The sequence below is a fragment of the Rhodococcus sp. OK519 genome, from assembly GCF_003051005.1.
Lineage (GTDB): Bacteria > Actinomycetota > Actinomycetes > Mycobacteriales > Mycobacteriaceae > Prescottella.
Window position 1 is genome coordinate 250,793 of sequence record NZ_QAOW01000007.1, and the last position, 24,005, is coordinate 274,797.

Here is a 24,005-nt window from a genome sequence, read left to right on the forward strand (position 1 = left end):
GATGTGTCCGCCGCGCCGTCGATTTTATTCCGGTCGTTCCGCCGCCGGAAGGCTTCGGCCCGACTCCGCGGCGCCACCCCGGATGGTGGCGTGCTGGACCGGGACGAACTGTCTCTTCGGGAGCAGGAACAGCCACGCGGCGAACACGAACGCGGCGGTGCCCACCGGCAGCGAGATCGGCGCGAACGCGGACAGCAGCGCGGCATGCACGACGACCGTCACGAGGACCCCGAAGATCGTGTAGACCAGCACCCGCCACGACGGTTCGTAGAACACCGAACCGAGTGCGATCGCGGTCAGGACCGCGCTGAGCCCGTACAGTCCGTTGCCGATCGCGGCGGTGTCGGCGCCGAGGACGAGGACCGCCGTCATCGCGACCGCCGATCCGATCAGAGCGAACAGTGCTGCCCACCGCGACGCGACCAGCAGCGCGATCACGAAGACGATCCCGGTGACGGTGTCGTTGATCAGGAAGATTTGGGAGACGTTCCGGAACAGCGTGTTCCACAGAAATCCGACGGTGATGTCCGTGTGGGCCGCGGAGCTTTCGATGGGCTCGGGGAACTGCGCCGCGGCCAGCGGAGACGTCCGGACGCGGAGAAACTGGAAGGCGGCCAGGACGAGAAACCACATCACCAGGTTGAAGGGGAACGTCAGGGCCGGTACACCCCAGGTCTTGAACACGTTGGCGGTCGCCATGAACACGACGGTCGAAGCCGCGGCACCCACCACCAGGTACACCCACAGCATCAAGCCGCCGGCCAGGAAGGTGGGAATCGCGGCACCCACGAGAATTCCGTTGTACCCGTACAGTCCCGCCCGCATCGATGCATCGTCGGAGTTCAACAGCATGCCCGTGACCGTGGCGACGATCAGACCCACCACGGCGCCGATCGCCACCGGGACCGAACCGGTGGCGATCGCACCCCAGAAGATGCCGATCACGAACAGCAGACCGGTGGCCGCGTTGCCCTGCAGCATCACCTGACCGGCGCCCTCGAGGTTGGTGTCCACGAAACGTACGACGGCGTTTCGTTCCGCCGCCCGGTTCCAGGCCGTTCCGATCGTGGACACGACGATCAACCCCAGAGCGGTACAGGAGGAATGGGCTCATCGAGCACCACTGCGCGTACCGACGCCCAGAACTTGCGCACCTGCGCGCGCACCGGGGCGCTCTCCGGTCCCAGTACCTTGTAGATCAGCCCGGCATCGTGGGGCAATCGACTCGCGCCCGCGATCACCGCGTCGTGTCGGCCCGGGGCGATGCGGTCGAGGACAGCATCCGCGTGCTCCTTCGGGGTGAGCAGCACAACGTTGGCGAACACGTCGTAGTCCCGCATGACCCCGGCGAGGCGGATCGGCCGGTGGGCGGGTTCGATCAGCAGTTTCTCCGCGAACAACTGTTCTCCGGCGGGACGTTTCGCGGTGACCGCCGTCGAGTACACGTCGTACTCGAACAGTTCCCCGCCGCGCTGGTGCTTGCGGCCGGGCATCGTGATCTCCGAGAACAGCAGCGTCGCCGTGGGCTCCACCGTGACGTCGGTGCATGCAACGAAGCGGGCGTGCCGATGCGGAATCGTCATGCCCGGCATCAATTCCAGGTAGGAGTTCGACGCCAGTGTCACCGTCTGCTGCTGGAATGCGAAGTTGGCGTCCATCTCGTGCACCTTGGTGGCGGACTGCGTTGTCACGTGCGCCATCGATCCGGGGCCCATATCGATGTCGATACGAAGCCGATCACCCTGCAGCACACACCCGGACGTGGAAATCATGTACACACACGGCATCCCGGGCAGCGCCTCGTCCCAGTACAACGCCTGCTGCACCAACAGTGGGGTCTTGCGATACAGGTGCGCCAGGATCGACCGATCGCCTCGATCCTCGAATCGCATCTCGAGAATTCCGGTCTTGCCGATCCGCCCGGACGGCGCTTGCCGCGGCTCGTCCTGATACGGGTCCAGTTCGGGGACGGACGGAACCTTCACGTCGAGGCCGTCTCCGGCGTGCCCGGGCTGTCGAAAAGCACGCCGTGCACGATCTGGTCGACCACGTCCGAAATTCCCTGACCGGTCATGCAGTTGGTGAAGATGAACGGCTTCCCGTTTCGCATCAGCGCCGAATCGTGTGCCATCACCCCGAGATCGGCGTGCACGTACGGGGCCAGATCGGTCTTGTTGATCACCAGGATGTCGGACTGCGATATGCCGGGGCCGTTCTTCCGGGGGATCTTGTCCCCGGCGGCGACGTCGATGACATAGATGAAGTAGTCGACCAGCGCCGGACTGAACGTGAGGGTCAGGTTGTCGCCGCCGCTCTCGATGAACACCACATCGGTACCGGGGAACATCCGTTCCATGTCCTCGACCGCTGCGAGGTTCATGCTGGGGTCCTCACGCACCGCGGTGTGCGGGCAGGCGCCCGTCTCGACCCCGACGATCCGTTCCTCGATCAGGACACCCTTGAGCGCGCGGCGCACGTGCTTGGCGTCCTCGGTCGTGACCACGTCGTTGGTGATCACCAGCACGCTTGTGCCGCGGTCGATGAACTCGGGGGTGATCGCCTCGATGAGGGCCGTCTTGCCCGATCCCACCGGACCGCCGATTCCGATGCGCGTGGTCTTCTTCATCGTCGACCCTCCTAGGTCATGAACATTCGGACGTGAGCGCGCACGTGGACGGCAGCGAGGATGTCGGCCATCGGCGCGAACGTGGACATGTCGTCGATCGTGCGATCGGCGATGTCCGCGTAGTCCCGCGCGGTGTGCGCGTTGACTTCGAACAGGATGCGCTGCGTCGCAACGTGGTCCACCCGAAGCAGACGCAGGGCGGCACCGAGCACCGTCGTCGCGGCGCCGTACTGGTGCGCGGCGAAGGCGTCCTGCTCCGGAGAGTTCATCTCGGCGAACGCTATTCCCACCCCCACCGGGTAGGTCCCCGGCGCCTCACCCGACTTCACCGCCGCGAGCCACTTGCCGAACGTCACACCCCCGGTGAGATCGCTGCCCAGCTCGGCGAGTTTCTTACCCATGCGCGTCGACATCGTGCGGGCCTCCTCGCTCAGCTTGCGGGCGAGCACTGCGTGGTCCGCAGCCAGTACCCGGTCGAAGTCGCCGCCCACCACCCCGCGATGTGCGGCCAGCACGGCGATGCCGTCACAGGCGGCCGCTTGGCTGACGACGGTCAGCACGTACTCGCGCAGTGTCGCGGCGTCGGTCACCACCGACTCGGATACCGCCGTTTCGAGGCCGTTGGAGAAGGAGAACGCTCCGACCGGAAACATCGAGTCCGCGAACTGGATCAGCCGCATCGTCCGCGTGATGTCGGCGGCCGCTACCGCGCCGGTGTCGCGTGTCTCAAACCTGCGGGGCATGGGTGTGCCCTTCGCCCTCACGCGCTGCCGCGCCGAACAGTCGGCGCGCCTCGTGCGGGGCAAGATACGGGATCACCTCGGCGCCGGGTCGGAACTCGTACTCGATTCCCTCGAATGCGTGCGTGCGCATCACCGACCCCATCACCGCCTTGTCGACGGTCAGTGGGACGTACACGATGGTTCCCTTCACCACCGCCGGCCAATGCTGGTTGCCGATCGCGTGCCCCAACTCCAGGCACGTCTCCATCAGCGTTTCCGGCGCCGCATCACGCAGGCCACCGAGGTCGATCGCCATGACGTCCTTGAGCTCGATCCGCGCCACCACCAAGGTGTCGTCGGCCTCGTCGCGGACCAGGACGTCACCGTCGCGCAGCTGGACACCCCGGTCGAGCGAGAGCGCTATCTCGAGACCGCCCTGTGTGGCGCGCCGGAGCCGGCTCTTCTGCGCCTCCCACTGGTCGAGGACCAATAGGTCGATCTTCGCGTTCTCCAGGAGGCTTTCCCAGCGCGGGTCGTCAGCATTTCCGAGCACGGCCTCGACCCGAATCGGGCACTCCTGCAGTTGCTTTCCCGCCACGAGAACACCCCTTAACTGAAGAAGTAGAGTTGGTTCAAACGAATGGACTCCGCGGGCTCCACATAGGCGTGCACACCGTCGGCCTTCACCGCGAACGTTTCCGGGTCCACCTCGATTCTCGGTGTAGCGGTGTTGCGGATCAGGTCTCGCTTGGTGACGGTCCGGGTTCCCTGCACCGCCATCACCTGACGCTCGAGACCCAGTCGGTCCTTGATCCCGCCGTCGAGGGCGGCCCGCGAGACGAACGACACCGAAGTCTCCGCGAGGGCCTTGCCGTGCGCGCCGAACATCGGCCGGTAGATCACCGGCTGCGGGGTCGGCAGCGAGGCGTTGGGATCTCCCATCGCGTACCAGTTGATCATCCCGCCCTTGATCACCATCTTGGGCTTGGCGCCGAAGAAGCCCGGCTCCCACAGCACCAGATCGGCCATCTTCCCCGGCGAGACCGATCCGAGAACGTGCGAGATCCCGAATGTCAGTGCAGGATTGATCGTCACCTTCGCGACGTACCGGAGCACCCGATAGTTGTCGTTGCCGTCGGCGTCCTCCGGCAGTTTGCCGCGCGCTCGCTTCATGCAGTCGGCGAGTTGCATCGCCCGCAACCAGTTCTCGCCCACACGCCCCATTGCCTGCGAGTCGCTCGAGACCATCGAGATCACGCCCATGTCCTGGAGGACGTTCTCACCTCCGATCGTCTCGGCGCGGACCCGGCTTTCCGCGAACGAGACGTCCGAGGGTACCTTCGGATTGAGGTTGTGGCACACCATGATCATGTCGAACAACTCGGCCTGAGTGTTGATGCCGTACGGCAGTGTCGGATTGGTCGACGCGGGCAACACGTTGTCCTCTCCGGTGACCCGCAGGATGTCCGGCGCGTGCCCTCCTCCGGCGCCCTCACTGTGATACGTGTGGATCGTGCGACCTTCGAAGGCGGCGATGGTGTCCTCCACGTAGCCGGACTCGTTGAGAGTGTCGGTGTGGATGGCCACCTGGAGGTCCATGTCGTCGGCCACCCGCAATGCGGCGCGGATGGCGGCCGGGGTCGCCCCCCAGTCCTCGTGCACCTTCAGACCCGCCGCCCCGGCCTCGATCTGCTCGATCAAAGACTGGTCTCCGGACGAATTGCCCTTGCCCAGCATCCCGATGTTGATCGGAAGCCCCTCGTTGGCCCGCAGCATCATCTCCATGTTCCAGGTGCCGGAGGTGATGGTGGTGCCGTTGGTGCCGTCGGTCGGCCCGAAGCCACCGCCGAACAGTGTGGTCACACCGTTGCTCAACGCCGCGTACGCCTGCTGGGGTGCAACCAGGTGCACGTGCGGGTCGATGCCCGCAGCCGTGAGGATCAGTTGCTCGCCCGAGATGGCGTCGGTGGCCGGTCCCGTCGTCAGCCCCGGCGTCACACCGTCCATCGTTCCCGAGTTTCCGGCCTTGCCGATGCCGACGATCCTCCCGTCCTTGATCCCGACGTCAGCCTTGACGACCCCGAGCAACGCGTCGATCACCACCACGTTCGTGATCACCAGATCCAGAGCACCGTCCGCACTGCAGGATGTGGAGTCCTGACCCATCCCGTCCCGCAGTGTCTTTCCCCCGCCGTACAGCGCCTCGTCACCGATGGTCCGTAGATCCTGCTCCACCTCCACGAACAGATCGGTGTTGCCGAGGCGGATCTTGTCGCCATCGGAGGGGCCGAACAGACCCGAGTACTCCAGCCGCGAGATCTTGGTCATGGTTCCTGAACCTCTTCCTCACCTCGGAGGTACACCGAAATATTTGCTGCTCAGTCGGTTTCGAAGCCGTACTCCTTCGCGAGGGCCACCGCCCTGGCGAGCCGCGGACGGTACGTCGCGTGGGTCGGACCCCAGCCGTCGACGAATCCGTTGAACCCGTGGACGCGCTGCTTGCCGCCGAACGGCACCAGGGTGACTTCCTTCTCGTCACCGGGTTCGAACCGGACGGCCGTGCCCGCGGCGATGTCGAGTCGCCATCCGAAGGTGGCCTCACGGTCGAACGCCAGCGCGCGGTTGACCTCCATGAAATGAAAGTGCGAGCCGACCTGAATGGGGCGGTCGCCGGTGTTGCGGACCGTCACCTTCTGTCGCGGACGCCCCGCGTTCAGCTCGACCGGTTCGTCGCGCAACACATATCCGCCCACCGGCACCGAATGCGTTGGCGGGGAATCCTTACCGGTCTTGACGGTTTTCGCCGGCTTGGCGGCTTTGGCCGGCTTGCTGGGCTTCTCCGCCTTGCCTGCTTTACTCGACTTGCTCATCGCAACGGCCTCTTCGTTTGCCTCAGTGGATCGGCGAGTGCACCGTGACCAGTCGACTCCCGTCGAGAAACACCGCCTCGACCTGCACCCGAGGAATCAGTTCAGGTACGCCCTCCATGACGTCGTTCGCAGTGAGCACGTGGGACGCGTCGGCCATCACTTCCTCGAGCGTCTTCCCTTCCCGGGCCCCCTCGAGAGCGGCGGCCGAGATCACCGCGACAGATTCGGGGTGATTGAGCTTGAGGCCCTTCGCCTTCCGCCTGAGTGCCACCTCGGCGAGCATCAGGATGGTCAGTTTGTCGAGTTCACGCGGCGTCAGATTCATGCCGGCCTCCTGTGCGGGACAGAAGCCACGCTACGTCAGATCCTCGGGCGACCGCTCGCTTTGCAGGGCTCAGGAGCGTAACGGGGCAGTAGGCGCCAGAATCAGTGTCGCGATGCGGCGGCCGTCCAGGGCCTCGACCGTGAGCCGCCACCCGTCGGTATCGACGTGGTCGCCGACGCGCGGCATCCGTTGCAGGCGATTCAACACGTAGCCGGCGACCGTTTCGTACGGACCGTCGGGAATGGTTGCGCCGGTTTCCTTCTCGAAGTCCTCGACGAGCAGTGTGCCCTCTATCTCCTGTTCGTCCACTCGCTCACCCGGGGCGGGGGCCCGGGGCAGCGGATCGAACTCGTCGCCGATCTCGCCTACGACTTCCTCGACGATGTCCTCGAGCGTCGCGATGCCGGCAGTGCCGCCGTACTCGTCGATAACGAGCAGGATCTGCGCATTGTCCCGGCGCATGAGCGCGAGTGCAGCCAGCGCGGGTTTGGAACCCGGCAGGGCGAGGATCGGACGGCAGAGATCCCCGACCGTGGCTGTGCGGGCCGGATCGGCCAGTTGGAGATCACGAACGTGGACGAACCCGACGACGTCGTCGAGCGAGGAGCCCACCACGGGGTAGCGCGAGTGTCCCAACGCGAGCGTTTCGCCGCGTGCTCGTCGGATCGGAGTGTCGGCAGCCAAGAAGTCCACCTCCGTGCGTGGACGCATCACCTCCGTCAGGCTCCGCTGACCGACGTCGAACACTTCGGCGAGCACGCGCCGCTGATCGTCGGCGATCCCGCTGTGCCCCAACACCTGTTCACGGAGTTCCGCAGGCGTGATCTCCTCGCTCTTACGCGCGGGGTCACCACCGAGGATCCGCACCAGCGCATTCGTGGACAGCGAGAGCAGCCAGATCACGGGCCGGACCAGCCGGGCGAACCGGTCGAGTGGAGGTGCGGTCATCAACGCCACGCCGGTGGCGTTCTGCAGCGCAATGCGTTTGGGGACGAGCTCGCCCAGCACCAGCGACAGATAGGAGATCACCAGCGTGGTGCCCACGAGCGCCACCACGTCGGCGGCCGCCACCGACAGGCCCCAGCCCCTCAGCGTCGGAGAGAAACTCGGCGCCAATGTCGAGGCGCCGTAGGCGGCCGAGAAGAAGCCGGCGACCGTCACACCGATTTGTACCGACGACAGGAAGCGGTTCGGGTTCCGGGCCAGAGCGACCGCGCGCTCGCCACGCCGGCCGTGCTGTTCCAGCGCGCGGAGTTGACCTTCCCGCAGCGACACGAGGGCGATCTCGGTGGCCGCGAACAGGCCGCCGATCAGGATGAACACAACGACCAGAACAAAGTTCAGGAGAGTGCCGCCGTTCACTCCCCGAGACTAGCGCCGCGGCGCCGCCCTCGTCCCCTACCTGGATTCGACGCAGATCCGTAGGGTCGAGACTGCGAGGCGTGCTCGACGAATCATTCACGACGACAGACACATCGGAGAGAATCATGAGGCTTGACGGAAAAGTCGCGATCATCACCGGTGGTGCCGGTGGGATCGGGCGCGGGATTACGCGCGCGTTCACGAAGGAGGGCGCCAAGGTACTGGTCGTCGACATCAACGACGAGTCGGGCACCGCGCTCGCGTCGGAACTCGGCGACTCGGTCCGCTATCTCAATGCAGACATCTCGAAGGAGGCCAGCGCCGCCGAGATCTGCGCGGCCGCCGTCGACGCGTTCGGCTCGGTGAGCGTGCTCGTCAACAACGCCCACGCCTCCCGGCAGGCACCCCTGCTGCAGACCACTCAGGAGATGATGGACCTGTCGTTCGGTACGGGCTTCTACCCCACCTTCTGGCTCATGAAGGCGTGCTACGAGCAGTTGAAGGCCACCGAAGGTTCGGTGATCAACTTCGCGTCGGGAGCCGGGATCGACGGCCAGGCAAACCAGGCGTCCTACGCGGCGGCGAAGGAGGCAATCCGCGCCATCTCCCGCGTCGCGGCCAACGAATGGGCCGCCGACAACATCAACGTCAATCTCATCTCTCCGCTGGCCCTCACGGAGGGCATCCAGGCGTACATCGCGGCCAATCCGGGCGTCGAGGAGGCGCTGCTCTCGCGAACCCCGCTGCACCGCTTCGGCGATCCGGAGTCGGACGTCGGACGGGTCGCGGTGTTCCTCGCGAGCGACGACGCGTCGTACATGACCGGGCAGACGCTCATGGTCGACGGCGGCAGCATCAAACTGCGCTGAACGGGCGCCGCGGAATCACATGGCCCACCGCGCGAATCGCGAGCAGCAGGCCCACAAGAGTTGCCCCCGTAGCAGCGTTGGCCGCATGACCCAATCGGTCCTGACACACCCACTCGTCGGGCACCGTCCAGCGAACTTCGGACGTCGGATGCACGACGGATCCGCAGACGAGTTCGCGCTGGTCGACGCTGTCCACCCGCGCGGTCCGGGTTTCGAACACTGCCAGCCCGGCGGCCGACAGTGGCCGTCGGCAGCAGTGCACAAGCCACCCCTGACGCCACGGCGACCCAGAACGCCGCCGACCACCCGTCAGAAGGCTCGGTCCACTCCTCGCGCCGCTCCTGGAGAGTCATTGTCCGATTCTCACAGCCGGACAGCCTGATCCCCCACAGCCGACGATGTGGCGTGTTGTACTGGTCTGCATTGGTCGTCCGTCCGCGATAGCGCACGAGGAGCACCGATGACACGAGTGGAGTCCTCCGGTGGCACCCCACCCGGCACGGCGTCCCGTGTCCGCCGCGGCTGGCCGGTGTTCACCGTCATCGCGATCGCGATCGTCGCCTTCATCCTCGGCGGTGTGGGCGGTTCGTTCCAGGGCCAGCTCGCCGAGGTCCAGAAGAACGACAACGCGTCCTACCTTCCAGGGTCGGCCGAGTCGACGATCGTCGCGAACGAAAGCGCGAAATTCCTGAAGGTGGAGACGATTCCGGGGGCGGTGGTGTTCCACCGCGACGGCGGTCTGACGGACGCCGACAAGGCCGCGATCGACCAGGCCCGGGTGTCGATGGCGTCGGTCGAGGGCGTCGACGCGGACGGCGTCACACCCACCCAGATCTCCGCCGACGGCACCACCGCGTCAGTGTTCGTGCCGCTCATCGCCAAACAGGACGGGATCACCGTCCAGGGCAACGATCTGGCCGCCGCGGAGCAGGACGTCATCGATGCCGCGCAGAACGCGGTGCCCTCCGATCTCGAGGTGCTACCGGCCGGCCCGGGCGGTCTGCTGGTGGCGTTCATCGACGCGTTCGAGGGTCTCGACAGCACGCTGCTCGGCGTCGCGCTGCTGGTGGTGATCCTGATTCTGCTGGTGGTGTACCGGTCGCCGGTCCTGTGGTTCTTCCCGCTGTTCTCGGCGCTGCTCGCGCTCGGTCTGTCGTCGATGGTGATCTATCTGCTCGCGGACCACGAGATCCTCACGCTCACCGGTCAGAGCCAGGGCATCCTGTTCGTTCTGGTGATCGGCGCGGGCACCGACTATGCGCTGCTGCTGATCTCACGATATCGGGAGGAACTGCACTTCCACGACAACCGTTTCGACGCAATGATCAAGGCCTGGAGGGAATCCGCGCCCGCGATCACTGCGTCCGCGATCACCGTCATTCTCGGTCTGCTGTGTCTTGGCTTCTCCCAGTTGAATTCCAACAAGAGCCTCGGCCCGGTCGCCGCGATCGGCATTGCGTGCACGTACCTGGTGATGATGACGTTCCTGCCCGTCGCGCTGTCCGCGGTGGGCCGGTGGGTGTTCTGGCCACGCAAGCCGAGGGTCGACGGTGCGACAGACCTTGCTACACATGGCTTGTGGGGGCGGATCGCGGATGTCGTGGGACGGCGCGACCGGCCCGCGTGGATCGGGGCGACCGCGCTGCTGGCAATCCTGTTCGCGGTCGGCATCGGCAGCTTGCAAACCAGCGGACTCACCGCATCGGAGAACTTCACCAACAAGCCCGACGCAGTCGTCGGGCAGGAGTTGTACGACGCCAACTTCGACCAGGGCGCCGGGGCGCCCGCCGTCGTCGCGACCAACGCCTCCGCCGTCGACGCGGTCATCACCGCCGCCAGCGGCGTGGAGGGTGTGCGTCAGGGCCCGGGATCGGTGTGCGTGCAGGTGGACGTCGAGAAGGTGACGGCGCTGCTGCAGAACTCCGGCGGCAACGTGCCGCAGCAGCTGCCCCCTGGGTGCCCACCGTCACTGCTCAACGTCGCACCGATCGACGGTCGCACGATTATCAATGTTGCCCTTGCCGATTCGTACGATTCCCCCGAAGCGCTGCAGACGGTGGAACGCCTGCGCGACACGCTGCACGCGGTGCCGGGCGCCGACGCGCTCGTCGGTGGCAGCTCCGCCGCGACCCTCGACGTGCAGACCGCGTCGGTGCACGACCGGAACCTGATCATCCCGATCGTGCTGGTCGTGATCTTCATCGTGCTCGCAGTGCTGCTGCGCGCGCTGCTGGTGCCGCTGATCCTCATCGGGACCGTCGTGCTGAGCTTCGCCGCGACGCTGGGGGTGTGCGGATTCTTCTTCACCCATGTCTTCCACTTCGCCGGTGCCGACCAGTCGTTCCCGTTGTTCGCGTTCGTGTTCCTGGTGGCGCTCGGTATCGACTACAACATCTTCCTGATGACGCGGGTACGCGAGGAGACCGTCCAGCACGGCACCCGCTCGGGGGTGCTGCGCGGACTCGCGGTGACCGGCGGGGTCATCACGTCTGCGGGTGTGGTGCTCGCCGGCACGTTCGCGGTCCTCGGCGTGCTGCCGCTGGTGTTCCTCGCCGAGGTGGGCTTCGCGGTCGCGTTCGGCGTCCTACTCGACACCATCATCGTCCGCAGCGTCCTCGTGCCGGCGCTCTCGCACGACATCGGTAAGCCGATCTGGTGGCCGTCGACGCTGGCGCAGGCCGCGGACTGACCGGCCCTGCTCGTTCACCCCGCCGGCCCGGAAGTCTCGGGCGACACCACGCGGAGGCGTTGTGCGGACGGAAACAGGCACTAACGCGAACGTTACTTACGCGAAATATGCAGGCGTTTAGCTGGCAGAACCCTCAGCCGAGGTTCTGTTAGGAGAAAACGTGAGAATTCCATCGACGCGGCGGAAGCGCCTGGTCGCACTAGGTATCGCAGCCACACTGAGCGCCGGCGTCACCCTGTCCTCGGGCTCGGTCGCAGCCGCGGACATCACGGCACTGGCGTCCGGATCGCTGGCGTCGGGATCGCTGTCGTCGGGATCGCTGGCGTCCGGATCGCTGGCGTCCGGATCGCTGTCGTCGGGGTCGTTCACGCCCTCCGCCGACATCGCCGCGACGCTCGACGAGGCACTGTCGTCACACAACATTCCCGGCGCCCAGGTCGTTCACCGAAGGGGGGATTCCACATTCAACTACACGTACGGCGTGCAGAGCGCCGCGACCGGCGTCCCGGTGAACGACGAGACCCTCTTCCACGTTGCGTCGCTGAGCAAAGTGGTCGGTTCGTACGTGTTCATGAAGCGCGTGGACGAGGGCGTCATCGATCTCGACACACCTCTGTGGGACTACTACCAATCGCCGCGTATCGCGAACAGCGAAGCTGCCAAGACGGTCACCGCTCGGATGGTGCTCAACCACACGACAGGATTCCCGAACTGGGCGGGCGCGTCCGGCTCCGAGACCACCGAGCTCGCCCCGACTGTCGCGGCCCCGGGCACGGCGTTCGGGTACTCCGGTGACGGCTTCTTCCTGCTGCAGACGACGATCGAGCATCTGGAAGGGAAGACGTTCACCGAGATCCTGGACGACGAGGTCTTCGGTCCGTTCGGGATGACGAACTCGACGCTTCAGTCCCGCGCCGAGGACGCCGCCCGCACGGTTGTCGGTCACAACGCCGGCGGCGTCGCCCAGCCGATGAGCCTCTACCCCCGCGGCAACACCGCGTACACGCTGCAGACGACGGCCCTGGACTACACGACGTTTCTCCAGCGCGCCGTCATCGGCGGCGAAGGACTGAGCCCCGAGATCCACGATCTCTGGCTCACCGCTTCCTCCGATGCCGACCGCGACCCCGCCAATCCGGCCAATCCGTACATCAATTGGGGGCTGGGGATCGGAATCGAGGACAACGACCTCGGGACCGCATATTGGCACTGGGGCGACAACGGAACCCGCAAGGCGTTCTTCATGACTTTCCCCGACCGCGACGAGAGTGTCGTCATGACCTGGAACAGCGCGAACGGCCAACAGTCGGCGAACGACATCCTGAAGGCGTTCTACGGGGACGAGGAGTTTCACGCGATCACCTGGGTGGGCTAGGTGACCCGCGCAGGTGATCGGTAGCAGGTCTGCCTGTCGGGTGCAGCCGGTCGACGGTTGACGGATCGGCCCGGAAGTGGTCGGGTGGTAATTGATGGAAGGCGCGCTCGGTACGCGCCGCGCAGGAGTGCGGTGGACGCATTTCGACACCGCGCCAGTCCTCGTGCGCGCTCCACCTACCGGCAGCCACTCCACCGGCGATGCCCTGCAGCCCAGGTTATTTCAGGGCATCGTCAGCACTGCAGTCTCTACTGCACGTCACCGTGACTCGTAGGGAAGGAATGAGATGCCAGATCCGAACTACACCACCGACGACTCCGGAATCCCGGTACCCAGCGACGAGCATTCGCTGACCGTCGGACCCGACGGGCCGATCCTGCTCCAAGATTATTACCTGATCGAGAAGATGGCCCAGTTCAACCGCGAGCGGGTGCCCGAACGGCAGCCACATGCCAAGGGCGCGGGCGCTTTCGGCACCTTCGAGGTCACGAACGACGTGAGCGCCTACACGAAGGCCGATATGTTCCAGCCCGGCAAGAAAACGGAGATGCTGGCTCGCTTCTCGACTGTCGCGGGCGAGCGCGGCAGCCCGGACACGTGGCGGGACCCGCGCGGCTTCGCCCTGAAGTTCTACACCGAGCAGGGCAATTTCGACATGGTCGCCAACAACACCCCGGTGTTCTTCGTGCGGGATCCGATGAAGTTCCAGGACTTCATCCGCTCTCAGAAGCGTCGCGCCGACAACAACCTTCGTGATCACGACATGCAGTGGGACTTCTGGACGCTGTCCCCCGAGTCGGCGCACCAGGTGACGTGGCTGATGGGCGACCGCGGCATTCCCCGTTCGTGGCGGCACATGAACGGGTATTCGAGCCATACGTACATGTGGGTCAACGCGAAGGGCGAACGGTTCTGGGTGAAGTACCACTTCAAGACCGACCAGGGCATCGAATTCTTCACGCAGGACGAGGGCGACCAGATGGCCGCGATCGACACCGACTACCACCAGCGTGATCTGTGGGAGCACATCGACCGCGGCGACTACCCCACCTGGACGCTGAAGATGCAGATCATGCCGTACGAGGACGCGAAGACCTACCGGTTCAATCCGTTCGATCTTACGAAGGTGTGGCCGCACGCCGACTATCCGCTGATCGACGTCGGCACCATGAAACTCGACCGCAACCCGGCCGACTACCACTGTGAGATCGAGCAGGCCGCGTTCGAGCCCAGCAGTTCGGTGCCCGGCACCGGCCCCAGCCCGGACAAGATGCTGCTGGGCCGCTGGTTCTCGTACCCGGACGCGCACCGATACCGAATCGGATCCAATTACAAGGAGCTGCCGGTCAATTCGCCGCACGCGGCGCCGCGCGGCTCGTACACCAAGGACGGGCAGTTGCGGCACCACAATCCAGGCGATCCGGTGTACGTGCCGAACTCGAAGGGCGGCCCGCACGCCGACGTCTCGGTGTCGGGTGAATCCCCGGGCTGGTACACGGACGGCGAGATGGTGCACCAGGCGTACACACTCCGCAGGGACGACAACGACTGGGGCCAGGCCGGCACGATGGTGCGCGACGTCCTCGACGACGCGGCCCGCGAGCGGCTGGTGTCGAACATCGTGGGCCACCTGCTCAACGGGGTGACGGAACCGGTCCTGATGCGCGCGTTCGACTACTGGCGCAACGTGGACAAGAGCCTCGGCGACCGCGTCGAGGACGGCGTCCGCGCCAAGCAGGGCGAGAAGGACCCCAAGGCTGCGGGGCAGGCGAACCCGGCGCGATCCTCGGCGCAGGCCAAGGCGTGACGGATCACAGGAACGCCTGACTCGTCCACAGATGAAACAGGGCGTACGCCCGCCACGGCCGCCACGGCTCCGACAGCGTGGCGGCCTCACGCGGCGTCTTCACACCCAGCGCGCGGCGCAGAACCAGATCGCCGGACGGATAGGCGTCGCGGTCGCCGAGTACCCGTACCGCAAGATAGTCCACGGTCCACGGTCCGATGCCGGGCAGCGCCAGCAGCCGCGCCCGGAACTCGACCGGGTCGGCGCCGGCGCCGAGGTGCAACCCGTCGGTCGCGGCGGCGGCCAGCGCCTGCACGGTCCGGGCCCGAGCGCCGGTGAGACCGACTGCCTTCTGGATGATCGACGGATCGAGAGCGGCCAGTGTCTCGGGTTCGGGGAAGCCGACGAACCCGTCGAACTCGGTCGGGGTGCCGAACGCGGCCACGAAGCGTGATCCGAATGTTCTTGCCGCCGAGAGCGACACCTGCTGCCCCAGCACTGTCAAAACCGCCGTCTCGAACCCGTCGACGGAACCCAGCACGCGCAACCCGGGGCGGGCCGCGACGTGCGGCGCAAGCAGTGCGTGACGGGAAAGGGCAGCGTCGACGACGTGCGGATCGGCGTCGAGGTCGAGCCAGCGCCGAACCGATAGCTCGACGTGCGGGACGTCGTCGGGGTGCGCTGCTCGAATCTCCGCCGCGACGTGGCCGGAACCGTCGAACCGGACGCCCACTACCGACGGCCCGTGCGGCGCGGGGACCACGCGGGTGTGCGTCCCAGTGTCGCCATCGTGGCGCTCGAGGCCGTCGACCGCGTGCGCGGCCAGGGCGCCGAGCATGGGCGCGGTGGTGAAGGGCGGGCGGAACGGCAGGGTGATCGCGCCGGTCATCGCTCGCCCTCCAACCCGGTGACCCTCAGTGTGATGTTGAGCCGACCACTCGTCAACCCGCAGTCCGGGTCCGCGGTGCCCGGAAAGACCTTGGGCACACCGTGGTACGCGAACCGTGACGGGCCACCGAAGACGAACAGATCTCCCGACTGCAGTTCCACGTCCGCGTACGGTTTGTTCCGAGTGTCGGGGTTGCCGAATCGGAACGTGCACGTGTCACCGATGCTCAGCGACACCACCGGGGCATCCGCCCGCTCCTCCTGGTCGCGGTGCATGCCCATGCGGGCGGCGTCGTCGTAGAGGTTGATCAGCGCGGCATCGGGCTCGTACGCGGCACCCGACGCAGCGTCGTACGCGTCCGCGACGGCGCGTTTACCCAACTGCGCCAACCATTCCGGAACCGGCAGCACCCGCTCGCCACCGGCATCGTCGGCGGTCCGGCTGTAGCGGTACGGCTGCCAGTGCCAGCCCAGGCACACGGTCTGCACCGACATCGCGTGTCCGGTGGGCAGGCGCGCGGCCCGCATCGGCACCGGTCCGCGCGCCCAGCCTCGGCACGCCTCCACCAAACGGCGTTGCTCGCCGAGGTCGAGCCAGTCCGGGACCAGCACGGCGCCGTCGGCGACGGTCCGTCGCGGTCGGGGCAGGAGTGCCGACATCTACCTCTTCCCTTTCCCGTGCAACATCTTCCAGTCGTCGTACTTCTCCCTCAGGCACACCGCGCACGGCCGGTAGCCGGCAGCGATCGCGGTGTCTTCGTCGGCGAAGAACACGCGCTGCGTCACGTAGCCGCCGCGGCCGATGGCGCGGGCGGCGCCGGGGCAGTCGAGCGTGCCGTAGATGCGGTCCTTGCGGTGACCGCCCAACGTGCCAGGGGCGGCACTCGCGTACGGCTTCCCGTTCCTGCCGATCAATGTGTACATGCCTGCCTCACTCCGCGTCGTGCAGGACGAGACCGAGGGTGCGCCGGGTGCCGCTGCGCACGGTGCTGACGCCGTGCCGCATCGGGGCCGCGGACCATCCCCGGACCGACTGCACCGGGCGGTCGTTGGTGGTGAAGACGTACGGGTGCCCCTGTCGCAGCACGGCGGCGGTGCCACGCGACTGGGCGCGGGCCCGCTGCTCGACCAGCAGGAACTCCCCGCCTTGGTGGTCCACGCCGGGCTCGTCGAGTCCGATCACCACCTGCAACGGAAACACCAACTCGCCGTACAGGTCCCGGTGCAGTGCGTTCCAGTCATCCGGCCCGTAACGCAGGATCAGCGGGGTGGGCCGCACCTGCCCCGCGACATGGCACATCGTGAGCCACTCGTCGAGGCTGTCGGGCCACGGCGCCGGTCGGCCAAGCCGCCACGCCCACTCCCGCGCCACCGGCAGAAGTTTCACGTAGAACCGGGCCCGCATCTCGGCGATCGACGGCGGCAGTGGGTAGTCGAAGTACCGGTACCGGCCGGCGCCGTAGCGGTGCCGCGCCATGTCGACCGTCGAACGAAACAGCGCGTCGTCGTCGAAAAGCTCGGCGAGATCCCGACATTCGTCGGCGTCGAGGAGCGGCCGCGCGCTCTGGGCGCCACCGAACCGGTCGAGTTCGTCGAGCAGCGACGTCCAGTCGAGGGCATCGACGCGATCCGCGAGCGCGCTCACGCCGCCTCCAACGTGAGCAGTGCGCGCTTGGTGTCGGCGCCGCCCGCGTACTGACCCATGCTGCCGTCGCTGCGCACCACCCGGTGGCACGGCACGAACAGCGGCAGCGGGTTGGTGGCGCACGCCGTGCCGACCGCGCGGACCGCGCGCGGACTGCCGGCGGCCTCGGCCACCTGCGCGTAACTGGCGGTGCTGCCGTACGCGATGTCGGGCAGCCGGGTGAGGACGGTGCGTCGGAAGCCGCTCGACAGCCGCAGATCCAGCGCGACGTCGAAGTGGGTGCGCCGGTGCGCGAAGTACTCGTCGAGTTGCCGGGTCGCGGCATCGAGCCGGGCCGGGGCCTCGAGGATGCGCGGGCTCACCTGCTGGGCCAGCATCGCCAGCACGGCGTCGTGGTCCTCACGCGGGTAGGCGACGCGGACCAGGCCGACGTCGGTGGCGACGAGCAGCAGCCGTCCGACGGGGGTGTCGACGGACCGGTAGGCGAGGTCGAGCAGTCCGTCGCGCTCGGCGGCCGCGGCGAGGCGGGCGTGCAGGCGGCTCAGATCCGAGGGATCCACGCTCGGGGTGGGGAGGACGCTCATCGGACGGCTCCTTCCTGTGCGAATGGTGCGGTGTCGGCTGGGTAGGTACGGCGGAGGCGGGCGATACCGTCGGCGCCGGCGCGACGGGCCGCGTCGGTGCTGTTGCCGAGGATCGCCGCGACCTCCGCGTACGGCAGTCCGGCCAGGTGGTGGTAGACGACGGCGGCCCGCTGCGTGAACGGCAGATCGGCCAGCGCGTCCCACAGTTCGTGGTTCCACGCGCCGGGCAGATCGCGCGCCGACGCGCGGTCCGGCAGGTCGTCGGTGGGGACCGGCGTGCGCTGCCGCACGCGATATACATCGACGGCCTTGCGATGCGCGATGGTCACCAACCACGCCTCGACGTTCGCGGCGGGCGCCAGATCGGGGTACGCCCGCAGCGCCGCCAGGAACGTCTCGGACCACGCGTCGTCGGCGTCGACGGGACCGAGCAGTGCCCGGCATACTCGCAGCACCACCGGCCCGTGCTCGGTGACGATGTTCTCGAACGGTTTCAGTCCCACACCGGGTAGACGCTCCGGGCTGCCGGAACGTGAGGTTCGATCCGCGTCAGAAGAGTCCATCCTGAATTCCCACGGACGCCGGGCTCTCCAAATCCAGCAGGAATTGCTTGCGCTCGAGACCGCCGGCGTAGCCGGTGAGCGAGCCGTCGCTGCCGACGACGCGGTGGCACGGAACGATGATGCCGATCGGGTTCCGACCGTTGGCCGCGGCGACGGCCCGGATCGCGGCGACATTGCCGAGATGCTCCGCGAGCTGCAGGTACGTCCAGGCCTGGCCGTACGGAATGGTCCGCAGCGCGGTCCACACCCGCTGCTGGAACTCGGTTCCCCGCGGCGCGAGGGGCACCGTGAACTCGGTGCGCTCGCCCGCGAAGTACCCGGCGAGCTGCGCGGTGACATCGTCGAAGCCGGAATCGACGCGCGGGCCGAACCGCTCGCTGGCGGGCAGGTGCCGCTGCAGGTGCATGTACAGCCCGCACAGGCCCTCCGGGTTACGGACCAGCGTCAGCGGCCCGACAGGCGAATCGACGACGGTGTGTTCGGCATCCACGGCTCCGATCCTTCCAGCAACCACCGACAGTCCGCGAAGTTCGGGCAGGATTGCAGGATGCCGCTTCTCCCCAGCCCGCTCCAGCTCGTCTCGACGGTCCAGAAGGCGGCGCAGTCGTCCCTGCAGTGGTCCCTGGACACCACCACATTCATCGTCGGCCTCCCCACGCGCGTGTCCGCGCTGCTCGACGAGGCGGAGGGCCTGGTGCGGCAGGTGTCCGGCGTGGTCGACGGCGCGGCCCGCGCCGTGGCAGCGGCCGACGCGGTGATCGCCGCGTGCGCCGCGCTGGTCGACCGCACCGCGGTGGTGGCGAACGAGACCGAGGTGGTCGTCGGATCCGCGGCGCGCTCGGCCGCCGTCGCCGACGAACTACTCGCGATCTACCGGCCGCTGGCGCTGACGGCAGCACCGCTGGCGACGCGGTTCGTCGACGAGATCAGCGAGGACGAGGTGCACGCCGCGGTCAAGTTGCTCGACCAGTTGCCCGAGCTGACCGACCGGATGGCGGCGCTGATGCCGATCCTCGCGACGCTCGACACGGTGTCCCCGGAGATCCACGAACTCCTCGACGTCGTCAAGGACGTGCGGCAGGCGATCATCGGGGTTCCCGGGTTCGGGTTCTTCCGTCGTCGGGGCGAAGACAAGCTGGGCGAGGGCGACTAGGCCGCGAACGGGAGCCCGGAGCACGCCCGCAACGCGATTGCGTGCCGTAGGTTCCCGTTCAGCAGTTCCACGTCAGGAAAGGCAGAGCCGATGGATCCGCAACCGCACGGCACGCTCGTCCGCACGTCCGACGGCGTCGACCTGCGCATCACCCGCGCGTTCGATGCACCCATCGACGACATCTGGGCCAGCATCACCGAATCCGACCGCACTGCAGCGTGGTTCGGTCCGTGGGAGGGAGAACCGGGTGCCGGCAACACGATCCGCGTGCAGATGTCGTTCGAGGACGAAGCTCCGTGGAGCGAGATGCGCATCGACGCGTGCGAGCCACCGCGGCACCTGGCACTGTCCACCAGCGACGACGCCGGCGCCTGGCGACTGTCCGCCGACCTGCACGAGAAAGGCGGCACCACCGAAGTCATCCTCACTCATCACGACATCGCGCGGAGCGCCGTCAGCGAGGTCGGCCCCGGCTGGGAGTACTACCTCGACATGCTGGTCGCTGCGCGGGACGCCCGGCCGCTGCCGGAGTTCGCGGACTACTTCCCGTCCCAGGCCGGGTATTACCGAGACCTGGCCGCGGGTCTCGGCTAGGCGGTCGCCCCCCGCCGGAGGAACACGTCGTCGAGGGTGACCATCGACAGGTTCCGTTCCCGGATGATGTCGACCAGTTGGCCGTAGACGCGGGTGACCGGCAGGTGGTTGGCGTGCCCGATCACGATCGACTGCGCAACGAAGTACTTACGCGCGCACTCGAGCAGATACTGCTCGGTGATCAGGCCCGAATCCGACAGCGAACCGTGCCACAGCGTCGGCACGGTGTAGCCGTGGTCGGCGGCGATCCTGTCGACGGCGGGGTTGCGGTACCCGAACGGCGGACGGTAGTACGGAGTGCCGTCGACGCCGAAGGTGTTGTGCAGGAACGTCTTGGTGCGCTGAAACTGTGACGCGGCTGCGGTAGTCGACAGTTTGGTCAAGTCCGGGTGATCCCACGTGTGGCTGCCGAGTTGGATCTGACCGCTCTCCACCAGCGGCCGCAGGGCATCCTTGTGGACGGTCCACGAGTCGTAGACGGCGGTGACGAAGAACGTGAACCGGGCACCGGTGTCCTTCGCGAACTGGATGTAGGCGCCCACCACGTCCGCGCTGGTGCCGTCGTCCACGGTCAGGGCGACGTTGCTACCTGGACCGGGGATCGCGCTCACGGCGCCGGGCGGCAGTGCGACCCGCGCGGTCGACGGCGGCGGTCCCGACAGCAGGAACGGCGCCGGAGGAGGCGGAGGCGGCGCGGGTACGGCCGACGACGGCACCGCGATCTCCTCGCCGTGCGCGATGGTGCACCCGGTCGTCAGCGATGCGGCACCGGCCGCCAACACGGTGAGAAATCGTCGTCTGTCCACGCGGCGAAGCGTAGGGACCGTCGTCCGCGCACCCGATCAGCCACGCCGACCGGTGACGTTGTCGTGATCCTGCGCGCGAACGGATTTCGTGAGCAACGGCAACGTTCGGAACGGCACGATCTCCGACAGCACCACCACCGACATCGACCGCGCGACGGTCGACGAGTGGTGCAGTTCGATCAGCAGCGACTGGAGATCGTCGTGCGACGCGGCGGCAACCCGGCACAAGACGTCGCCGACGCCGGTGGTGGCCCACGCCTGGACCACCTCGGGGAACGCCTCGAGCTCCTCCGTCAGCTGCCCGAGCGAGCCCTGTGCGATCTCCAGTGTGACGAACGCCTGTACCGGGTATCCCGCTGTGTGCAAATCGATCTCGGGCCCGTAACCGACGACGATGTCGGCCTCCTCGAGTCGACGCAGCCGAGCCTGCACGGTCGCGCGGGCGACCCCGGCACGGCGGGACAGTTCCAGGATCCCGATCCGCGGTTCGTCCCGCAGGCGGGTGATCAGGTCGACGTCGAGCGCATCGAGTCGGTGCCCGCCCCGATCCATGGCGATGTCACGGTGTGACGCGAGAGCGGGCGACGATCACCGGGCACTGCGCGTGGTACAGCAGCGACTGACTGGTGGACCCGAGCAGTGCGCTCTCGAAGCCGCCGCGACCGCGGCTGCCGATAACCATCGAGCGGGCGGTGGCGCTGAGCGCGACGAGGTGCTTGGTGGGGCCGGCCTCCGCGATCACAGTCTCGACCCGGACCGAGGGGAACTTGGCGCCCAGGGTCGCGATCAACCGTTCGATCCGGCCGCGAGCCTCCTCGTCGGCCTCTTTGGTGCCGCGGCGGCGGCGCGCGTGCACGGCCGTCATCTCGGCATGCCGGATAGACGCCTCCTGCATCGCCGTGCCGACGACGATGTCGGCGCTGTCCGAGTGGTCGACGCCGGCGACGACGGGACCGGACATGGGCGGGACGGGACTGCCGTCGGCGCCGCGCACCACCGCGACCGTGCACTTGGCGTGGTGCGCGAGCGAGAGAGCCGTCGAACCGAGCACCATGCGCTCGAAGAAACCTGCGCCCACCGAGCCGACCACCAGCAGACTCGCCTTCTCCGAAAGGTCGACGAACGTCCGATTCACCCGCCCCCGAAGCAGTTCCACCTGGACGTCGACGGTGTAGTCCTCGATGGTGGCTGCCTCCCGAGCAGCCTCGAGAGCCTTCCGTCCGGCAGCCTCTTCTTCCTCGAGGTCGTCGGCGACGAACGGGAAGTCGTTTTCCGTGTCGATGACATGCACCAGTTCGAGCGGAACCTTGCGGGCGTGTGCCTCGACGGCCGCCCACTTGACGGCATGGATCGCGGCATCGGATCCGTCGACGCCCACGATCACGGGCCTGGTCTCGTTCGCTGGTGACATCGTCCACTCCGATCGGCGCGTGTGGTGTGCACGTTCGGTATCAGACTAACGGCGAAACCCAGTCGGTGGCGTGAGCTTGGAACGGTGATCGTGGATACGGTCAGGAGGCGATTTCGTCCGATGGATCCTGATTCGTCCGACCCGCAGCCGCGTTCTCGAACTCGGTGAGACTCGCGCGGATCAGGGCGATGTACCTGTCGGTGTCGGGCATCATCGCGCGATCGGCCATCACCGTCAGCGTCAGGTCACCACCGGCAGCGGCCGCGAGGAAGTGACGGAGGCCGTCTCCGTCCACCGGCGGCTGCCCGCCGAATACCGCCACCGACGGCGCGCCCTCGAGCGTGAGGCTCGCCACGCCGAATGCCACGTTGCTGATCATGGTGTGCCTGTGGCGGGGGCGCTGGGGGTCGAAATTCGTGGCTTTCCTGCCCGCGTACATGAACATTCGCATCATCAGCGGGGGCAGGGTGTCCACTACCGCCGCAGCCCTGCGAACGGCGATGTGCGAGGTGCGGGTCTTCTCGGACTTCGAAGATTCGGCGACGCGCGCCACCCGCTCGAGCAGATCTTCGGTGTCGGTGTGGGTATCGACATTCATGATTGCCAGCTGGTTCCCCGACTCCCACTCCTCCAGCTTGCGCATGGAGCGCGGGACCATCGCGACGATCGAACCCCGCTGCGGCTCCCCCTTCTCGGCGAGGTAGCGCGCTAGCGCACCGCCGACGACGGCGAGCAGGGCGTCGTTCACGGTTGCACCGGGAACGGCTTCCCTGATGCGGCGAAGCGACTCCGTGGGCAGAGTGATCGGCACCATGGCGCCCGATCCGCTCACCTTCCCGTTGAATCGAATGCCCGGCTGTTCGGTGTTCGCCGACCAGGCACCGGACGCCTTCGCCTCTTTCAGTGCTCGATCGACTGCACGGTTGCCGGGAACATCCTTCGCGAACCGGATCAGCTGACGAGGAAAACCCACCACGGACCTGGCGAACACCCGGGTCCGGAGGAGCCGCGCCGGCCGAACAGCGATCGGCGCGGCCGTTCGGTCCGAAAAGACCTTCTCCACGGTCTGCAACACCCCCAAACCGTCGCCGACGCTGTGGTGCGCCTTGAGCGCCACCGCGGTGAGCCGGCCGGGCTGGTCGACGATTCCGCTGACACCGGTGAAGAAGTGCAGCTCCCACGGCGGTCGCGTGAGATCCATACGCGAGCACAGCAATTCGGAGAACGGCGCCTCGAGGGGCGCCCATCCGGGTTCGTCGATCGCGGTGACGTGCACGTGAGCGCTCAGGTCGATGTCGGGGTCCGGAATCCAATACGGATGATCGAGACCCAGCGGTATCCGACGGATGTGGTGCGTGAACATGTGGTGGTGGCCGAGTCGCGCCCGGACCCACTCGACCGCGCGTTCCTGGGTGAATTCGGCATCCGGAAACTGTGTGGTGTCGAAGACGTACACGACGACGAAGTGCCCGAGGTGGCCATCGGCCTCCCCGTAGATGAACTCGGCATCCTTGCTCGGAATCCGTCGCGCTCCCGCCGTGAGCCAGTCGGCGAACCCCATAAACACCCCTTCGCGGCCGTGATCAAAGGAAACTAACTCGTACACATCCCCTTTGGGAGGCTTTTCGCAAATATCCACAGAGGCCGCGGAGTAGTCCACACGAGTGCAATCCTCGATCCTGGGCGACGCACCTCACGAGCCGCCCGTGTCCTGCTCCTGCCCCGAACCGGGATACT

Annotated in this window: 27 protein-coding genes; 6 read left to right on the plus strand and 21 right to left on the minus strand. The window is 67.1% G+C overall.

The genetic code is table 11. The features are described from left to right. Positions 1-24 precede the first annotated feature (24 nt). The 9 genes from yut to C8K36_RS18655 form a co-directional block, all read right to left on the minus strand. Positions 25-1,074, minus strand: a complete 1,050-nt coding sequence (yut, locus tag C8K36_RS18615; RefSeq protein WP_107986063.1) for an urea transporter — start codon at positions 1,072-1,074, stop codon at positions 25-27. Between the two features lie 5 nt (positions 1,075-1,079). Further along, positions 1,080-1,985 (minus strand): urease accessory protein UreD, encoded by a 906-nt coding sequence (locus C8K36_RS18620; protein ID WP_258195486.1) that lies wholly within the window; start codon positions 1,983-1,985, stop codon positions 1,080-1,082. Then, on the minus strand, positions 1,982-2,626 hold the full coding sequence (gene ureG, locus C8K36_RS18625; protein WP_107985998.1) for an urease accessory protein UreG: 645 nt from the start codon (positions 2,624-2,626) through the stop codon (positions 1,982-1,984). Before ureG ends, C8K36_RS18620 begins: the two co-directional genes overlap by 4 nt. Before the next feature lie 11 nt (positions 2,627-2,637). After that, the gene (locus C8K36_RS18630) at positions 2,638-3,369 is read right to left on the minus strand and encodes an urease accessory protein UreF (protein ID WP_219910021.1); all 732 of its coding nucleotides are present in this window, start codon (positions 3,367-3,369) and stop codon (positions 2,638-2,640) included. Further along, on the minus strand, positions 3,353-3,946 hold the full coding sequence (gene ureE / locus C8K36_RS18635; protein WP_219910022.1) for an urease accessory protein UreE: 594 nt from the start codon (positions 3,944-3,946) through the stop codon (positions 3,353-3,355). Before ureE ends, C8K36_RS18630 begins: the two co-directional genes overlap by 17 nt. A gap of 11 nt (positions 3,947-3,957) precedes the next feature. Beyond that, positions 3,958-5,676, minus strand: coding sequence for an urease subunit alpha (locus C8K36_RS18640; RefSeq protein ID WP_107985999.1), 1,719 nt, complete (start codon positions 5,674-5,676; stop codon positions 3,958-3,960). A gap of 50 nt (positions 5,677-5,726) precedes the next feature. After that, on the minus strand, positions 5,727-6,218 hold the full coding sequence (locus C8K36_RS18645; protein WP_107986000.1) for an urease subunit beta: 492 nt from the start codon (positions 6,216-6,218) through the stop codon (positions 5,727-5,729). Between the two features lie 22 nt (positions 6,219-6,240). Then, positions 6,241-6,543, minus strand: coding sequence for an urease subunit gamma (locus tag C8K36_RS18650; RefSeq protein ID WP_107986001.1), 303 nt, complete (start codon positions 6,541-6,543; stop codon positions 6,241-6,243). Between the two features lie 69 nt (positions 6,544-6,612). Then, positions 6,613-7,905 carry a hemolysin family protein gene (locus C8K36_RS18655; RefSeq protein WP_107986002.1) on the minus strand — a complete coding sequence of 431 codons (1,293 nt, stop codon included), beginning with the start codon at positions 7,903-7,905 and terminating at the stop codon, positions 6,613-6,615. A gap of 125 nt (positions 7,906-8,030) precedes the next feature. On the opposite strand from C8K36_RS18655, the gene C8K36_RS18660 reads away from it, so the two are divergent. Then, positions 8,031-8,774 carry an SDR family NAD(P)-dependent oxidoreductase gene (locus C8K36_RS18660; protein WP_107986067.1) on the plus strand — a complete coding sequence of 248 codons (744 nt, stop codon included), beginning with the start codon at positions 8,031-8,033 and terminating at the stop codon, positions 8,772-8,774. Here C8K36_RS18660 and C8K36_RS18665 read toward each other — a convergent pair. Further along, positions 8,761-8,970 carry a hypothetical protein gene (locus C8K36_RS18665; protein ID WP_107986003.1) on the minus strand — a complete coding sequence of 70 codons (210 nt, stop codon included), beginning with the start codon at positions 8,968-8,970 and terminating at the stop codon, positions 8,761-8,763. The two genes, C8K36_RS18660 and C8K36_RS18665, sit on opposite strands and share 14 nt — an antisense overlap. A gap of 264 nt (positions 8,971-9,234) precedes the next feature. On the opposite strand from C8K36_RS18665, the gene C8K36_RS18670 reads away from it, so the two are divergent. The 3 genes from C8K36_RS18670 (at position 9,235) to C8K36_RS18680 (ending at position 14,645) form a co-directional block, all read left to right on the plus strand. After that, a complete protein-coding gene (locus C8K36_RS18670) occupies positions 9,235-11,463 on the plus strand; it encodes an MMPL family transporter (RefSeq protein ID WP_107986004.1) in 2,229 nt (742 codons plus the stop codon). 160 nt (positions 11,464-11,623) lie between these two features. Continuing rightward, positions 11,624-12,838, plus strand: coding sequence for a serine hydrolase domain-containing protein (locus C8K36_RS18675; RefSeq protein ID WP_107986005.1), 1,215 nt, complete (start codon positions 11,624-11,626; stop codon positions 12,836-12,838). Between the two features lie 286 nt (positions 12,839-13,124). Further along, the gene (locus tag C8K36_RS18680) at positions 13,125-14,645 is read left to right on the plus strand and encodes a catalase (RefSeq protein ID WP_107986006.1); all 1,521 of its coding nucleotides are present in this window, start codon (positions 13,125-13,127) and stop codon (positions 14,643-14,645) included. Between the two features lie 4 nt (positions 14,646-14,649). On the opposite strand, the gene C8K36_RS18685 is transcribed toward C8K36_RS18680, so the two are convergent. Genes C8K36_RS18685 through C8K36_RS18715 form a run of 7 tightly spaced genes read right to left on the minus strand, consistent with a single transcriptional unit; the run spans position 14,650 to position 18,803 of the window. Further along, positions 14,650-15,513, minus strand: a complete 864-nt coding sequence (locus tag C8K36_RS18685; protein WP_107986007.1) for a DNA-3-methyladenine glycosylase family protein — start codon at positions 15,511-15,513, stop codon at positions 14,650-14,652. Continuing rightward, on the minus strand, positions 15,510-16,172 hold the full coding sequence (locus C8K36_RS18690) for an alpha-ketoglutarate-dependent dioxygenase AlkB family protein (RefSeq protein ID WP_107986008.1): 663 nt from the start codon (positions 16,170-16,172) through the stop codon (positions 15,510-15,512). Before C8K36_RS18690 ends, C8K36_RS18685 begins: the two co-directional genes overlap by 4 nt. Further along, positions 16,173-16,436: an Ada metal-binding domain-containing protein gene (locus tag C8K36_RS18695; protein ID WP_107986009.1), complete on the minus strand. Its 264-nt coding sequence runs from the start codon at positions 16,434-16,436 to the stop codon at positions 16,173-16,175. A gap of 7 nt (positions 16,437-16,443) precedes the next feature. Then, on the minus strand, positions 16,444-17,157 hold the full coding sequence (locus C8K36_RS18700) for a 2OG-Fe(II) oxygenase (RefSeq protein WP_107986010.1): 714 nt from the start codon (positions 17,155-17,157) through the stop codon (positions 16,444-16,446). Beyond that, entirely contained in the window at positions 17,154-17,741 is a 588-nt protein-coding gene (locus C8K36_RS18705) for a methylated-DNA--[protein]-cysteine S-methyltransferase (protein WP_107986011.1), read from the minus strand. Before C8K36_RS18705 ends, C8K36_RS18700 begins: the two co-directional genes overlap by 4 nt. Continuing rightward, positions 17,738-18,304 carry an RNA polymerase sigma factor gene (locus C8K36_RS18710; RefSeq protein WP_420910906.1) on the minus strand — a complete coding sequence of 189 codons (567 nt, stop codon included), beginning with the start codon at positions 18,302-18,304 and terminating at the stop codon, positions 17,738-17,740. Before C8K36_RS18710 ends, C8K36_RS18705 begins: the two co-directional genes overlap by 4 nt. After that, positions 18,291-18,803 (minus strand): methylated-DNA--[protein]-cysteine S-methyltransferase, encoded by a 513-nt coding sequence (locus C8K36_RS18715; RefSeq protein WP_219910026.1) that lies wholly within the window; start codon positions 18,801-18,803, stop codon positions 18,291-18,293. The genes C8K36_RS18710 and C8K36_RS18715 overlap by 14 nt, the downstream gene beginning before the upstream one ends. Before the next feature lie 48 nt (positions 18,804-18,851). On the opposite strand from C8K36_RS18715, the gene C8K36_RS18720 reads away from it, so the two are divergent. Further along, a complete protein-coding gene (locus C8K36_RS18720) occupies positions 18,852-19,457 on the plus strand; it encodes a ribulose 1,5-bisphosphate carboxylase large subunit (RefSeq protein WP_107986014.1) in 606 nt (201 codons plus the stop codon). 90 nt (positions 19,458-19,547) lie between these two features. After that, a complete protein-coding gene (locus C8K36_RS18725) occupies positions 19,548-20,051 on the plus strand; it encodes an SRPBCC family protein (protein WP_107986015.1) in 504 nt (167 codons plus the stop codon). On the opposite strand, the gene C8K36_RS18730 is transcribed toward C8K36_RS18725, so the two are convergent. The 4 genes from C8K36_RS18730 to C8K36_RS18745 all read right to left on the minus strand — a co-directional run bounded on the left by C8K36_RS18730 (position 20,048) and on the right by C8K36_RS18745 (position 23,829). Next, entirely contained in the window at positions 20,048-20,857 is an 810-nt protein-coding gene (locus C8K36_RS18730) for a polysaccharide deacetylase family protein (RefSeq protein WP_258195487.1), read from the minus strand. The two genes, C8K36_RS18725 and C8K36_RS18730, sit on opposite strands and share 4 nt — an antisense overlap. A 36-nt stretch (positions 20,858-20,893) precedes the next feature. Beyond that, positions 20,894-21,409, minus strand: coding sequence for an Lrp/AsnC family transcriptional regulator (locus C8K36_RS18735; RefSeq protein ID WP_107986016.1), 516 nt, complete (start codon positions 21,407-21,409; stop codon positions 20,894-20,896). Between the two features lie 7 nt (positions 21,410-21,416). Further along, positions 21,417-22,268 carry a universal stress protein gene (locus tag C8K36_RS18740; protein ID WP_107986017.1) on the minus strand — a complete coding sequence of 284 codons (852 nt, stop codon included), beginning with the start codon at positions 22,266-22,268 and terminating at the stop codon, positions 21,417-21,419. A gap of 100 nt (positions 22,269-22,368) precedes the next feature. Then, positions 22,369-23,829, minus strand: coding sequence for a wax ester/triacylglycerol synthase domain-containing protein (locus C8K36_RS18745; RefSeq protein ID WP_107986018.1), 1,461 nt, complete (start codon positions 23,827-23,829; stop codon positions 22,369-22,371). Positions 23,830-24,005 lie beyond the last annotated feature (176 nt).